Origin of the sequence: Nonomuraea antri (assembly GCF_013283785.1) — a bacterium.
Lineage (GTDB): Bacteria > Actinomycetota > Actinomycetes > Streptosporangiales > Streptosporangiaceae > Nonomuraea > Nonomuraea antri.
Map to the genome: position 1 here is coordinate 74,296 of NZ_JABCPZ010000013.1, position 13,572 is coordinate 87,867.

Consider the following 13,572-nt stretch of genomic DNA (forward strand, 5'->3'; position numbering starts at 1 on the left):
GATCGAAAAAGCAGAATGGCCACCTCCGCCCGGCGGAAGCAGCCCATTTTCATCCAGCTATCAACCAGTATAGCAGGTGATCAGGGCGTACTCCTGGCGTGCGTGCCCGGCGTGTAGCCGAAGGCGCGGCGGAAGACGTCGATGAACGCACTGGCCGACGACCAGCCGCAGCGGTGCGCCACCGTGGTGACGGGCACGTCGTCGGCCAGCAGGCGCAGCGCGTGGTAGAGCCGCAACTGGGTGCGCCACTGCGGGAACGTCATGCCCAGCTCGCGGCGGAACAGCCGGCTGAGCGTCCGCTCGCCCGCCCCCGCGGCCGCCGCCAGCGCGGCGAGCGGGCGCGAATCGGCGGGGTCGCGGCGCAGCAGGTCGCAGACCGCCCTGAGCCGGGGATCCGCGGGCGCGGGCAGGTGCACCGGCTGCTGCGGCGAGGCACGCAACTGGTCGAGCAGCACCGCGCGCAGGCGCAGCCGCTCGGGCCCTTCGTCGTGCGGGTCGCGGGTGTAGGCGAGGATCAGCTCGCGCAGCAGCGGGCCGACCGCCAGGACGGTCGGCGCGTCCAGTCCCAGCGGGTTGACCTCCGGCGGCAGCCCGAGCAGGTGCAGCGTGAGATGGCCGTGGGCGCGGTGCGCGTGCACGCACCCGGCGGGCACCCAGATCGCCCGGGTCCCCGGCGCGAACCAGGTGCCGGCGTCGGTGGTGACGGCCAGCACGCCCGAGCCCGCGTAGACGATCTGGTGGTCGTCGTGGCGGTGGGCGTCGATGATCTCGCCGGGCGCCAGGGCCTGGGTTCGGGTGGGCGCCTCGGCGGTGTGGCGGATATACGGCATATGTTGGCATTTTATCGGAAGCGCGCCAGGCAGCCCGCTGACCAGGATGGACACGTGCCCAAGCCCATCACGCTGCTGTCCGTCGGCCATGCCTGCGTGGACGTCTACCAGGGGGCGGTGGCCGCCCTCGTGCCGTTCTTCGTCGCCGAGCGCGCCTACACCTACGCCGCGGTCTCCGGCGTGGTGCTGGCCGCGTCGCTGCTGTCGTCGATCGTCCAGCCCCTGTTCGGGGTGCTCACCGACAAGTGGGCCATGCCGTGGCTGCTGCCCGCGGCCACGCTGGCGGGCGGTGCGGGGGTGGCGCTGGCCGGGGTGGGCGACTCGTACGCGCTCACGCTGGCCGCCGTCGCGGTGTCCGGGATCGGGGTGGCCGCCTACCACCCGGAGGCCGCCCGGGTGGCCCGCCAGGCCGCCGGCGGCAGCCACACCGCGATGGGCGGGTTCTCGCTCGGCGGCAACCTGGGCTTCGCCGTCGCGCCGCTGCTGGTCTTCGCCGCCATGGCCGTGGGCGGGCTCGACGCCACGCCGCTGCTGGTGGTCCCGGCCGTGGCCGGCGCGCTGCTGTGCCTGACCGCGCTGCGCGCCGTCACGCCCAGGGCCGCGGCCGCCGCCCGCGCCGACCTTCCGGTCCGGCGTGACGACTGGCCGTCCTTCTTCCGGCTCACCGGGGCGATCATGTGCAGGTCGGTGGTCTTCGTCGGGCTCAGCACGTTCGTCGCGCTGTACGTCCGCCAGCGCACCTCCGGCGGCGAACTCTCCGGCACGCTCGCCCTGTTCGTGCTCTACCTGGGCGGCGCGGTGGGCACGGTGGCGGGCGGACGGCTGGCCGACCGCTTCGGCCGGGTCAGGGTCGTCCAGTGGTCGTACGCCTTGACCGTCCTGGCCGTGGCCGGGGTGGTGTTCGTGCCCGGGCCGCCGCTCTACCTGTTCGTCGCGCTCACCTCGGCCGGCCTGTACGTGCCGTTCTCCCTGCACATCACTCTCGGCCAGGACTACCTGCCCAACCGGATGGGCACGGCCAGTGGCGTCACGCTGGGCCTGACCGTCAGTGTCGGCGGGCTGGCCGGGCCGCTCGTCGGGGTCGTCGCCGACACTGCCGGGCTGCGTACCGCGTTGCTGCCGCTGATCGTCCTGCCCGCGCTCGGCTGGCTCCTGCTCCGCACCCTGCGCGAGCCCGCCGTCACGCCTGCTTGACGGCCAGCAGGTGGAACAGGCGGGCGACCCGGCGGTAGGGGTCGCGGGCGCCGGCCTCCCACTCCAGTTCCAGCAGGTCGGCCAGCCCGTCGATCGGGCCTGAGTCGTCGCGGTGGTCGGTGAAGATCCGCACGCCGTACCAGGTGGAGGCAGGGGCGCCCAGCCCGGCCAGGCGCTCGGCCAGGTCCTCGACCCGGTCGGCCCGCGCGGGCAGGTACGCATCGCCGACCTGCCGGCCCGCGCGCAGGCTGGCCAGGCCGTCGCGCCAGTCGCCGCGCAGGCCGCTGCGCATGGCGATCGCGTCGGCGTTGAGCGCCAGCACCGACAGCAGCCCGCCCGGCCCGGCCAGCGCGACCAGGTGGCCGAGCATCGGCGCGGGATCGTCGAGGTAGGCCAGCACGCTGTGGCAGCAGACCGCGTCGAACGCGCCGCCGTCGACGCGGCCCGGCACGAGACGCACCCGTTCGCGCACCTCGGCGGGCTCGTCGGCCAGGTTGCGCCGCGCCGCCGCCAGCATGACGGGGTCGGGGTCGGCCACGGTGACCTGGTGGCCGGCCCGGGCCAGCATGATCGCCTGCCGGGCGTGGCCGCCGCCCACGTCCACGATGTCGCACGGCCGGTCCGGCAGGTTCTCCAGGATCGCCCGGGTGACCAGTTCGAAGCGGACGGCGCTGAGCGGCCCGCGCGTGTGCTCCAGATAGGCGGGGGCCAGCATCGGGGTCCAGGTCATGGGGCGGCCTCCGCCCTGGCGGCGGCGAAGCGGACGATCTGCACCACGAGCCCGGCCACCAGCAGCCCCGCCGCGACGGACATGAGCTGCCGCAGGTCGAGCCAGGTGCCGAGCAGGCCGCCGAGCCCGACCCCGGCCAGCGCGGAGACCTGCATGGACGTCCCCGCCATGGCCATCACCCTGGCCACCTGCTCCCCCTTGGCCGCGCCCTGCAGGGTGCCGAAGACCGTGGAGATGAGGATGGTGCCGCCGAAGCTCCCGGCGAACTCGAACAGCACCACCGCCGCCGCCCCGGTCACCCCCGGCCCGGCGAACGGCAGCAGGGCCAGCGAGAGGATGGTGAGCACGGCGCTGATCGTCAGCGTCCTGGCCGGGCCGAACTTGTCCAGCAGGCGTCCGACCACCAGGCCGCCGCTCACGCCGCCCACCGCCCCGAGCGCGATCAGCGCGCCGATCAGCGCGGAGCCGATCCGCAGCTCGTGCACCAGGTACAGCATCAGGATCGTGTCGACCAGCCCGTTGACCAGCGTCACGATGATCAACGCCTGTATGCCGGAACGCGGGGCCAGGAACTTCGCGATCTGCCACAGCTCGCCCGTCGCGCCGCCGCCGCGCCCGCCGGGCTGCCGCTCCGGGGCCTCGATCCTGATGCGGCGCAGCAGCAGCGCCGACAACAGGAACGACACGCAGTCCACCAGCAGCACCAGCGGCGCGGCCAGCACGGCGAGCAGCCCGCTGCTGATCGCCGGCCCGGTGATGTCGGCCACGCTGCGCGTGGTGTTGAGCTTGCCGTTGGCGTCGACCAGCCGTTCCTTGGGCACGATCTGCACGACCACCGGTGTCGCCAGCGAGGCGTAGACGCCCAGCAGCAGCGCGGCCAGCCCCTGCAACACCAGCAGCAGGACGAAGTTCAGCGCCCCCCACCACCACAGCAGCGGGACCAGCCCCACGATGACGGCCTGCAGCAGGTTGCACGCGATCATGTACGGCAGCCGATTCGCCAGCGAGTCCGCCCACATGGCCGCCGGGATGCGAATGAGCAGCACCGGCAGCGTGCCCATCGCCGCCAGCCAGGCCATCTGCCCCAGCCCCGCGTGCAACGTCACGACGGCCACCAGCGGAACCACGACGATGGTGACCGCCGACCCCAGCTGAGAGGTCCCGACAGCCGTCCAATAGGCAAGGAAATTCCGGTTATGCGTGTTAGGCGCCGTAATCGACATGGAACCTCCGGATCAGCGGGGCGGCAGCCGGCCGCTGCCTCAGGGACTCCAGGCAGAGGCCCACCGCGGTGTCGAGCGGGGGGTCGGCGGCCCTCCGCCAGTCGTCGGGCGTGATGAGCACCTCGACGTCGGGATCGACGCCGCGGTTCTCCAGCTCCCAGCCGCGGTGGTCGAACCAGAACGGCCGCGACGGCACGCTGACCAGCGTGCCGTCGGCGAGCTGGTGGAAGCGGTCGTTGCCGACCACGCCGCCCCACGTCCTGCTGCCCACCACCGGGCCGAGCCCCAGACGCTGGATGGCCGCGGTGACGATGTCGCCGTCGGACGAGACCCGGTGATCGGTCACGGCCACGACGGGTCCGCGCGGCGACTCGGGCGGGTAGCTCACCGGCGCGTCGTGGCGCGGCACGTCCCAGGCGATGATCTGCCTGCGCAGCCGGTCCAGCAGCAGCGGTGAGGCGTTGCCGCCGCTGTTGCCGCGCAGGTCGACCACCAGCGCCTCCAGGTCGAGCTGGGCACGCAGGCCGCGGTGCAGGTGGGCCCAGCCGTCACAGTCGGTGTCCGGCACGTGCACGTAGCCGACCCGGCCGGCCGACAGCACGGCCACCCGGTCGCGGCGGCGGCGCACCCAGTCGTGGTAGCGCAGCCGGAACTCGTCGGCCACCGGATGCACCAGCACCCGGACGCCCCGGCCCAGCGTCAGCTCCACCGGCCGGCCCGCCTTGCCCACCAGCAGCGGGAACGGGCCGCGCGCCGGATCGACGGGACGGCCGTCCACGGCGGTGATCACGTCGCCCGGCCGCACGTCGAGCCCCGGCGCGGCCAGCGGCGAGCGGGCCAGGTCGTCGCAGTCGCCGCTGGGCAGGACGCGCTCGATCCGCCAGCCGCCCTCGCCGTCTCTCGCCAGGTCGGCGCCCAGCCTGGCGGCCCTGGCCCGGGCCGGCACCGAACGCGGCGCGGGCCTGACGTAGGCGTGCGAGCAGCCGAGCTCGCCGTTGATCTCCCAGAGCAGGTCGATGAAGTCCGCGTCGCCGTCGATGCGCTCGGCCAGCCGGGCGTACCTGCCGAACGCGTCCGGCCAGCCGACGCCCGGCAGGCCCGCCGCCCAGAACTCCTCGGGGACCAGGTGGCGCAGCTGGTCGAGCGCCAGCCGCCGGCGCGTCATCGGATCGACGTCGGCCTTGATCCCGGACAGGTCCAGCTCCTCCTCGGCGAACTCCCCCGCCAGGTCGATCAGCCGAAGGACGCCTGCACGCCTGACCAGCAGCCACCGTCCGTCGTGGCCGGTCGCGTACCGCTCGACGCCGGTGGCCAGCTCGGTCGTCTCCCCCGTGACCAGGTCGAACCTCTCCAGCGTCGCGCCGCTGCCGGTTACGGGGAGTCGCAGCCAGGCCAGGCCGCCGGGCACCGGGCGCAGGCACGCGTAGACCGCCTCACGCACCGGCACCGGGATCAGCCGCGCCGGCAGTCCGTCGACGTCCACCCGCCCGGCCGGTACGGCGGGACCAGTCGTCAGCGTCCTGCCCCAGCCGGGGAACGGCGACGGCGTTCCCGCGGCCAGGGGCACCAGGTGCGGACGGCACCCCCAGGGAAAGGTCAGCCCGAAGGCGTGCTGGTCGTAGACCGGGTGGAAGTCGCGGAAGGACAGGAAGGCGAGGTAGCGGCCGTCCAGCGTGAAGCAGGGGTCGAGGTCGTAGCAGTCGCCGCCGGTGACGTCGGTGACCTGCCCGGTGCCCGGTTCGGCCAGCTTGACCCGTGACGCGCGGTGCCGGTGCACCTCGGTCCAGGTCAGCCACCGGGAGTCGGGGGAGAACGCGACCGCGCCGATGCTGCCTCTGATCGTGGCCCGGGTGCGGTTCTCGCCGGTCACCGGGTCGACGAGGGTGAGCGTGCCGTGCGCCGAGACGACCGCGAGCGCGTCACCGTCGGGTGCGGTGGCGACCTCGGTGATCCTGCCCAGCTCCCCCGGGCGGCACAACGGGTGCGGCTCGCCTTCCGGGTTCTCCGTGACGAGCACGTCCGGGCCGTCCTGCCGGTTCTCCGACACGAGCACGTCGAGGCCGTCCTGCCGGCGGACCCAGACCGCGCCGGCGCCGAGCGCGCGGGGCAGCCGTCCCTGGTCGGTCAGCAGCGTGGCCCGGCCGCCCCGGTGCTCCACCCGGTGCACGGTGCCGGCGACCTCCACCAGGCTCGACCGTCCGCCGCGCTCCGGGCACGCCTGGCCGATCCCGTCGTCGGCCGTCACCTGCCGCAGCGTGCGGCCCGTCCTGGCCGGCAGGGTCAGCTCCAGCCTGCGGCTCTCGCCGTCCAGGTCGTCGAGCAGCCAGATCTCCCCCGCGTGCTGGTAGACGACGCGTTCGCCGTCGCTGGTGGCCGCGCGGGCGTAGAAGTTTCGGTGCGCGGTGTGGCGGCGCAGGTCGGAGCCGTCGTGACGGCAGGAGTAGACGTTGCCGACGCCCTCGTGGTCGGAGATGAACGCGATCCGCCCGCCGACCGTCATCAGCGAAGCGATCATGCCCTGGTGCCCGGGGAGCAGCCGGCGGAAGGGGCCGTCGCCGTCGGCGATCCACAGGCGGCCCATGCCGCCGCCCCGGTAACGCTTCCACTTGGCCGGGTCGGCGTGCGCCCGGTCCGTGATGAGCACGGTGGTGGTCCCCGAGCGGGCGATCTCGGCCACCGGCCCGTACGGCAGCCGCTCCGGCGGGCCGCCCGCGATCGGCACCAGGTAGGCCCACAGGTCGCGCGGGTTCGGCTGCTCGATCGCCGAGGTGGCCAGCAGCGCCGTGCCGTCGGCCAGCCAGCCGTGCAGGCGGGCGTGCGGATCGCCCCAGTAGGTGAGCCTGGACGGCGTCGTGCCGTCGACCGGCGCGAGCAAGATCTCCGGCGCTCCGTGCCGCCGGCTCATCCAGGCCAGCACGGAACCGTCGGGGGACAACCTGGGCCAGGCCACCGGCCCGTCGGCGCCGGCCGGGTGGCGCCTGGCGGTGCCGCCTGCTGCGTCGGCGTCGGCTTCGGCGTCGGCTTCGGCGATCCAGACGTCGTCGCCGCTGAGCAGGGTCAGCAGGCCGCCCGCGAGATGGGGATCGCGTAAGTAGCCGCGGCGGGTCATCGGCCGGTCACGACGTTCGCGGCGGTCAGGTAGAGCACGTTCTTCACCTGGAACGGGGTGAGCTCGGGATGCTTGCTCAGGATGAGCGCGCAGCGGCCGGTGATGTGCGGGGTCGCGAAGCTGTTGCCGGTGTTGCGGGTGGTGCCGCCGCCCGGCGCGGCGACCGTCACGGCCTGGCCCGGGGCGAAGAACTCGACCGGCGGCTCGGGGTTGTACAGGAACGTCTCGGGATCGCTCTCCCGATGGCTGCCGACCGAGATGGAGGAGGAGAAGCGCCACGGGAAGCTCTCGATGCGCATGTTGTGCGCCGACGCCACGACCAGCACCCGGTTGAAGTAGGCCAGGTCGAGCGCCTCCTGCAGAGGACCGCGGAACTCCTCCTTGGAGGTGGAGAGGCTGAGGTTGATCACGTCGAAGCCCTGGGTCACGGCCCAGCGCAGCGCGGCGATCAGCGCCCGGCCCGAGGTGATGCCCCGGTGGTCGAGTATGCGCAGGCTGTGGATCTCGCATTCGGGGGCGATCCTGCGCACGATTCCGGCGCAGGCCGTGCCGTGGCCGTGCACGTCTTCCGGCGGGACCTCGACCACGTCGAGGTTCTCGTCGAGCCCGGAGGAGCTCACGACGGCGCCCACCAGCGGATGACCCGCCTCGACCCCGCTGTCCATCACGCAGACGCGCACGCCCCGGCCGGTGGCCCCGCCCCAGGCGTATTCGGCGTTCACCTGGCCGGATCCGGCTGCGGGCACGGTGATGGAGTCGACTTCACGCTTTTCCAGGTACCACGTCAACCGGACCTGCGAGCCGATCATCCGATCAGCCTAAATGTCGCCCACATACGCGTCAAGCCCGCCGTTTTAGCGTCGGCTGGTTATCGGTATATTCGCAGGTCAGCCGTGCTGTTGACCTTGAATCACAGCCCTCGGAGAGGCCTTCAGAATTCTCCGGCCTGCGGATATGAGTTATTCAAGTCTCGATTAGCGATTTATTGAGCGCGCCGGGTTGGAGTATGAGCGCAATATCCAACCCGGGAAAGGGAAGCCAATGTCCGACGCACGCAAATCCGCCGCACGCGCCCAGGTAGCCGCCGCCGCCGCGAACCTGGCCGCCGCGCTCAAGGAGCTGCGCGAGGCCGAGCCCGAGCTGGTCGAGAACTACGAGGCCGCCGAGGTGCTCGCGCACGAGGCCCAGCAGTCGTGGAGCGTCTCCTACACGACCTCCCGTCCCGAGGACGTCGACTACTGACGGACGGCCGGGGGAGCCCGGCGCTCCCCCGCCGTCGCCCGCCCGTGACGAGCCAGCCCTGAGAGGAACCAGCGCAGCATGCTCGCAGAAATCACCCAGGCAGAGATCGACAAAGGGGTCGGGGCGTTACTCGACGACTACCTGGCCGTCACGCACGAGGACGCCGTGGTGATCGCCTACACCGCCGACAGCCGGCCGGCGGCCGCCCAGGTGCTCATCGCGCTCAGGAGCCGCGACATCCCGGTCTCGTCCGTGGCGATGCGGCCGCTCAGCGACCCGACCTTCCGCTCGCGGTTCGCCGAGGTGCTGCCGGCGCCGGAGAGCTTCGCCGGCCGACTGATCGTCCTGGCCCTGGAGAAGAACACGCTCTCGCACAGCAGGCACTTCGAGGCGATGCTGAAGGACTACCCGCGCTCGCGCTGCACGCTGTGCCGGGTCATCAGCGCCTCCGACGAGTTCTTCGCCTACGCGCTCAACAGCTCGTCCACCAGTCTGTCGCACCGCAACGCGGCGCTGCTGACCAGGATGCTGGCGGCCACCCGGCTGCGCGTCGCGTCCAAGGCGGGCACCGAACTGGCGATCACGCTCGACCACGACGTCTACGAGTGGGTCAGCAACCGCGGCGAGCGCCGCGACGGCGGCACCTTCCTGCTGCCGCCAGGCGAGATCGCCACCTACCCGGTACGGGTGGACGGCGTGCTGGTGGCCGACGGCGCGTTCAACGCCAACGTCTTCACCCGCCACGACGCCAGGCTCGGCGCGCACCCGGTCCACGTGGAGATCACCGACAGCGTGGTCACCTCCTACGACTGCGCGGACCCCACCACGCTCAGGCTGCTCGACCTGTGCTTCCAGCGGCCCAACGCGCGCCGGATCGGCGAGCTCGGCTTCGGCACCAACGACGGCATCCCCGGGTTCATCGCCACGAACTCGCACATCAACGAGCGGCGCTGCGGCGTCCACATCGGGTTCGGCCAGCACAACCAGGACCCCAGCCGCAACCTGCACACCGCCGACATCCACCTGGACCTGATCACCGACGGCGCGAGCGTCTGGTTCGACGGGCACCCGGAGCCGCTGGACCTGGCCGACTGGACCGCGCCCGCGACGGCCCACCCCAGGGGCGTCAGCGGCGAGGACTTCTTCGACATCGACTGCTGCGGGCTCGAACTCGGCAACCTCGGCAACCTCGGTGTCGCCGACCTGGGGGAGTGATGAGCATGCCGTTCGACGCACTGGCCGCGCTGCGCGGCACCGGCCACCCCGTCGACCTGCTCTCCGACGCGCAGCAGGCGGTCTTCGCCACGCTGACCGAGCCGGAGGTGGAGGTGCTGAACCGGCTGAAGGCCCGGCTCGACGCCGTCGCGCCGGAGGCGGAAGGGCACGGGGTCAAGATCGTATGAACGATCCGGCGGTCCGCACGTCCCGGCGCAACGTCGTCGTGCTGTTCGTCGACCTCGTCGGGTCCACCGGACTGGCCGAACGCGTCGACCCCGAACTTCTCCACCGCATCCTCGACCGCTACTACGGCTGCTGCACCTTGGCCATCGCCGAGTACGGCGGGACGGTGGAGAAGTTCATCGGCGACGCCGTGATGGCCGCCTTCGGCGTGCCCGCGGCCCACGAGGACGACGCCACCCGCGCGGTGCTGGCCGCCGCCGCCATCTTCGACGCCATCGGCAGGCTCAACGCCGAACTGGCCCCCACCCACGGCATCGAGTTGAACGTGCACGGCGGGATCGCGGTCGGCGAGGCCGTGGTCGTCTCCTCGCCCGCGAACGACCTGCGGGTCATCGGCGACGTGGTGAACACCGCCGCCCGCCTGCAGAGCGCCGCCGCGGCCGGTGAACTGCTCATCGACGCGGACGTCGCGCTCATGGCCGGCCCGCACGCCCGGCTGGAGGCGGTCACCCCGCTCACGCTGAAGGGCAAGAGCACGGTCATCCCCGCCTACCGCTTCCTCGGCCGGGCGCAGGAGCCGCCCGGAGCGGGGGACGACGCCGTCGCCCTGGTCGGCAGGGAGAGCGAGCTGGCGCAGCTCGACCAGATCTACCGCCGGGCGCTGGCCGGGCGCTGCTGCTGCGTCACCGTGATCTCCGCGCCGGGGCTGGGCAAGTCGCGTCTGGTGCGGGAGTTCGTCCGGGCTTCATGCGCCGGGCAGGCGCGGATCATCAGCGGCTCCTGCCACTCGTACGGCAGGGGCGCCACCTACCGTCCCATCGCCGAGATGCTCGGCTCGCTGGCCGACGACTGGGCCGGGGTCAGCCAGGCGCTGGGCGGGGAGCACGGCGGAGCCCGGGCGGTCGGCAGCCTGACGGCGCTGGCCGGCGGCGCCGACGGGGAGCCGGTCGGTGAGCCCGTCGGGGTCGCCGAGGTCACCCACGCGGTACGCCTGCTGTTCGAGTCGCTGGCCCGTACGCGTCCGCTCGTGGTGATCTGGGAGAACCTGCAGTGGGCGGAACCCACGCTGCTCGGCCTGATCGACGAGGTGGCCAGGTGGCTCACCGACGTGCCGGTGCTGCTGGTCTGCCTGGCCAGACCCGAACTCCTGGACGTCAGGAGCACGTGGGGCGGCGGACTGCCCTGCTCGGCGATCCTGGAGCTGGAACCGCTGGCCGAGGAGGAGATGGCCCTGCTGGTGGCCGGGCTGCTGCCGGTGGCGCTGCCCGAGCTGGAGGTGAGCGCGCACAGCGCTGCGCCGCCGGGCACGAGCGCGCCGCCGGGTACGAGCGTGCTGGCTCGGCGGGCGATCACCGGTTCCGAGGGCAACCCGCTGTTCGCCGAGCTGATCCTGGCCGCACGGGACGAGGGACAACCGGCCACGCCGGTGCCGCTGACCATCCAGACCGTGCTGGCGGCACGGCTGGACCGGCTCGACGACGGGGAGCGCGAGCTGCTGGAATGCGCCGCCGCCTGCGGCTACTCCTTCACCCACGACCAGCTGCGCCTGCTGCTCGGCGAGGAAGGGGCCGAGCGGGAGCACGTCGACGACCGGCTGCGGCGGCTGCTGCGCGGACGGCTGATCGTCCGCGACAGGGACACGGGCGGCTACCGCTTCGCCCAGGTGCTCTTCCGCGACACCGTCTACACCCTGACCAGCAAGGCCAGACGGGCCACCTGGCACCTGACGCTGGCGGCGCACGCGTCCGGCGGCGACCCCGACCGGGCGCACCACCTCGAATCCGCCTGCACCTTCCGCAGAGAGCTGCGTCCCGACGACCCCGAGCTGCCCGCCCTGGCCACCCGGGCGGCGCTCGCGCTGCTCGACGCGGGCGCCAGGGCGCTGCGCTGGACGGACCTGCCCGCCGCCGACGCCCTGTTGCAACGCGCTCAGGAACTGCTGCCGCCTGGCCGGCCCGAGCATCGGCGGCTCGCCGTGTGGATCTGCGACACCAGGCTCGCGCTCGGCGACGTGGACGGCGCGCTCACGGCTGTCGCAGCCGCCGAGCGAGCGCTGCCTGGGGACCCGGCGAACGCCCTGACCTGCGCCATCCAGCGCAACATCGTCGGCGTCTTCACCGGCACCGCAGACCTCAACGCCCCGAACCTCGACAGCACGCCAGGCCACGACCCAGACCTCGACGACCCAGACCTCGACGGCACGCCAGGCGACGACCTGGGCTGGTGCCGCCTGTACTACCTGCGCAGCCTGCGCCACCTGAACGCGGGCAGGTTCGGCCCCGCCGAGGCCGCGCTGCGCGCCGGGATCGAGCGGGCCGGCGCCATGGGCGACGGCTACGAGGAGAACCGCCTGCTGGTCGCCCTGTGCGAACTGGCCCAGTGGTCGCCGACGCCGATCCCGGCCGGGCTGGAGGTGTGCGCCGAGCTGTCGGCCAGGTTCGCCGACGACCGGGCCATGCTCATCCCGGTGCTGGTCGCGCGGGCCCGGCTGACCGCCTGGCAGGGCGACCTGGACGCCGCGCGCACCGCACTCGACGCGGCCCGCGAACACGCCGCCGACCTGCACATGGAACGGGCGCTCGGCGCGGTGGCCGAGGTGACGGGCCTGCTCGAATCGCTGCGCGGCGACCACGTCCGGGCCGAGGCGCTGTTCACCCAGGCGGCGCGGGCGCTGGCGAAGGCCGGCAGCGCCGACGCCGCCGCGATCCTGGACACCTGCGCGGCCCGCGAACTGCTGCACCAAGGCCGCGTACGTGAGGCCGTCGAACGCGGCGCCCAGGTGAGCGGCGAATGGACGCAGACCGACGCGAAACTGATCACCACCGCCTTCCGCGCCCGCTGCGCCGCGCTGACCGGGCTCGACGCGGACGCCGCCGCGCTCGCCGACGACGTACGGCGGCTGCTCACCCTGACCGACGACCCCTGCCTGCAGGGCGACGTGCTGATCGAACTCTCCCGCGCCTACAAAGCGCTGGGCCGGCCCGCCGAAGCCGCGCACGCCGCCAGGACGGCGGCCGGCCGGTACGCCTCCAAGGGCGCCACGCTCATGGAACGGCAGGCCGGCGCGTGGGCCGCGCGGCTGGCACATCCAGAAGGAGGAACGGCGTGAACCGGATCGACGACCTGGAGGTGTGCCGTGCCCGCTGAGATCCCGCTGCACTCCCGTGACACCGACATCTCCGAACCCCTGCTGCTGCAGTCGATCGTCGAGGTCGCCAGGCACGTGTTCGACTCGGCCGCAGCGTCGATCTTCCTGGTCGAGGAGGAGACCGGTGACCTGATCTTCGAGGCGGTGGCGGGCAAGGGAGAGGAACGCCTGCTCGGCACCCGCTTCCCGGCCGGCACCGGGATCGCCGGCTGGGTGGCGATCAGCAACCAGCCGATGCTGGTCGACGACGTGTCGCAGACGGCGCAGTTCGCCCAGGGCGCGGCCGAGTCCACCGGGTACGTGCCCACCAGCATCATGGCCGCGCCGCTGCTCAGGCGCGGTGACTGCGTCGGCGTGCTGGAAGTCCTCGACCGGGGCATCGGCCACCGCGGTGAGCTGGCGGACGTGGACCTGCTGTCCCTGCTGGCCACGCAGGCGGCGCTGGGCCTCGAACTACTCATCAAGGTGCGTGGCGGGCGTACCGCGCACGACCCGAGAGCGGTCTTCGACCGCGTCGCCGCACACCGGGACGGACCCGTGAGCGAGACCGCGCTGCGGCTGCTCACGGTGGTGGAGGAGCTTCTGGTGCGTGGCGAATGACGGGCCTGCCCCTCATCGGCCAACTGGACGACGCCCACGCCTACCACCTCGACCTACGCCCACACCCTGTCTCTTATACACCTCTGACGCTGCCG

General features: G+C 72.9%; 11 protein-coding genes. 6 read left to right on the forward strand and 5 right to left on the reverse strand.

Going from position 1 to position 13,572, the window contains the following annotated elements; translation table 11 throughout:
• Positions 1 to 80: 80 nt before the first annotated feature.
• On the reverse strand, positions 81 to 830 hold the full coding sequence (locus tag HII36_RS07195; protein ID WP_173522267.1) for an AraC family transcriptional regulator: 750 nt from the start codon (positions 828 to 830) through the stop codon (positions 81 to 83).
• 54 nt (positions 831 to 884) lie between these two features.
• Here HII36_RS07195 and HII36_RS07200 point away from each other — a divergent pair, with 54 nt between their 5' ends.
• On the forward strand, positions 885 to 2,024 hold the full coding sequence (locus HII36_RS07200) for an MFS transporter (RefSeq protein ID WP_328807619.1): 1,140 nt from the start codon (positions 885 to 887) through the stop codon (positions 2,022 to 2,024).
• Here the strand turns inward: HII36_RS07200 and HII36_RS07205 are convergent.
• The 4 genes from HII36_RS07205 to HII36_RS07220 are packed head-to-tail and all read right to left on the reverse strand — an operon-like array spanning position 2,011 to position 7,895.
• Positions 2,011 to 2,754: a class I SAM-dependent methyltransferase gene (locus tag HII36_RS07205; RefSeq protein WP_217369251.1), complete on the reverse strand. Its 744-nt coding sequence runs from the start codon at positions 2,752 to 2,754 to the stop codon at positions 2,011 to 2,013. The two genes, HII36_RS07200 and HII36_RS07205, sit on opposite strands and share 14 nt — an antisense overlap.
• Complete coding sequence (locus HII36_RS07210; protein ID WP_173522269.1) at positions 2,751 to 3,977, reverse strand: MFS transporter; 1,227 nt, start codon at positions 3,975 to 3,977, stop codon at positions 2,751 to 2,753. The genes HII36_RS07205 and HII36_RS07210 overlap by 4 nt, the downstream gene beginning before the upstream one ends.
• Positions 3,958 to 7,086 (reverse strand): S41 family peptidase, encoded by a 3,129-nt coding sequence (locus HII36_RS07215; protein ID WP_173522270.1) that lies wholly within the window; start codon positions 7,084 to 7,086, stop codon positions 3,958 to 3,960. The genes HII36_RS07210 and HII36_RS07215 overlap by 20 nt, the downstream gene beginning before the upstream one ends.
• On the reverse strand, positions 7,083 to 7,895 hold the full coding sequence (locus HII36_RS07220; protein ID WP_173522271.1) for a S8 family peptidase: 813 nt from the start codon (positions 7,893 to 7,895) through the stop codon (positions 7,083 to 7,085). The genes HII36_RS07215 and HII36_RS07220 overlap by 4 nt, the downstream gene beginning before the upstream one ends.
• A gap of 232 nt (positions 7,896 to 8,127) precedes the next feature.
• Here HII36_RS07220 and HII36_RS07225 point away from each other — a divergent pair, with 232 nt between their 5' ends.
• From HII36_RS07225 to HII36_RS07245, 5 genes are all read left to right on the forward strand, one after another.
• Complete coding sequence (locus HII36_RS07225) at positions 8,128 to 8,328, forward strand: hypothetical protein (protein WP_173522272.1); 201 nt, start codon at positions 8,128 to 8,130, stop codon at positions 8,326 to 8,328.
• 78 nt (positions 8,329 to 8,406) lie between these two features.
• Positions 8,407 to 9,543 carry a M29 family metallopeptidase gene (locus tag HII36_RS07230; protein ID WP_173522273.1) on the forward strand — a complete coding sequence of 379 codons (1,137 nt, stop codon included), beginning with the start codon at positions 8,407 to 8,409 and terminating at the stop codon, positions 9,541 to 9,543.
• Positions 9,544 to 9,548: 5 nt separating this feature from the next.
• Positions 9,549 to 9,731 carry an aroma-sacti cluster domain-containing protein gene (locus tag HII36_RS07235; RefSeq protein WP_217369252.1) on the forward strand — a complete coding sequence of 61 codons (183 nt, stop codon included), beginning with the start codon at positions 9,549 to 9,551 and terminating at the stop codon, positions 9,729 to 9,731.
• Positions 9,728 to 12,838: an ATP-binding protein gene (locus HII36_RS07240; protein WP_173522275.1), complete on the forward strand. Its 3,111-nt coding sequence runs from the start codon at positions 9,728 to 9,730 to the stop codon at positions 12,836 to 12,838. Before HII36_RS07235 ends, HII36_RS07240 begins: the two co-directional genes overlap by 4 nt.
• A gap of 27 nt (positions 12,839 to 12,865) precedes the next feature.
• Entirely contained in the window at positions 12,866 to 13,477 is a 612-nt protein-coding gene (locus HII36_RS07245) for a GAF domain-containing protein (RefSeq protein ID WP_217369253.1), read from the forward strand.
• Positions 13,478 to 13,572 lie beyond the last annotated feature (95 nt).

Excerpts from the sequence above, each read along its gene's own strand:
- HII36_RS07195 (WP_173522267.1), bottom strand. The coding sequence starts at position 830 with ATGCCGTATATCCGCCACACCGCCGAGGCGCCCACCCGAACCCAGGCC.
- HII36_RS07205 (WP_217369251.1), bottom strand. The coding sequence starts at position 2,754 with ATGACCTGGACCCCGATGCTGGCCCCCGCCTATCTGGAGCACACGCGC.
- HII36_RS07210 (WP_173522269.1), bottom strand. The coding sequence starts at position 3,977 with ATGTCGATTACGGCGCCTAACACGCATAACCGGAATTTCCTTGCCTAT.
- HII36_RS07215 (WP_173522270.1), bottom strand. The coding sequence starts at position 7,086 with ATGACCCGCCGCGGCTACTTACGCGATCCCCATCTCGCGGGCGGCCTG.
- HII36_RS07220 (WP_173522271.1), bottom strand. The coding sequence starts at position 7,895 with ATGATCGGCTCGCAGGTCCGGTTGACGTGGTACCTGGAAAAGCGTGAA.
- HII36_RS07225 (WP_173522272.1), top strand. The coding sequence starts at position 8,128 with ATGTCCGACGCACGCAAATCCGCCGCACGCGCCCAGGTAGCCGCCGCC.
- HII36_RS07230 (WP_173522273.1), top strand. The coding sequence starts at position 8,407 with ATGCTCGCAGAAATCACCCAGGCAGAGATCGACAAAGGGGTCGGGGCG.
- HII36_RS07235 (WP_217369252.1), top strand. The coding sequence starts at position 9,549 with ATGCCGTTCGACGCACTGGCCGCGCTGCGCGGCACCGGCCACCCCGTC.
- HII36_RS07240 (WP_173522275.1), top strand. The coding sequence starts at position 9,728 with ATGAACGATCCGGCGGTCCGCACGTCCCGGCGCAACGTCGTCGTGCTG.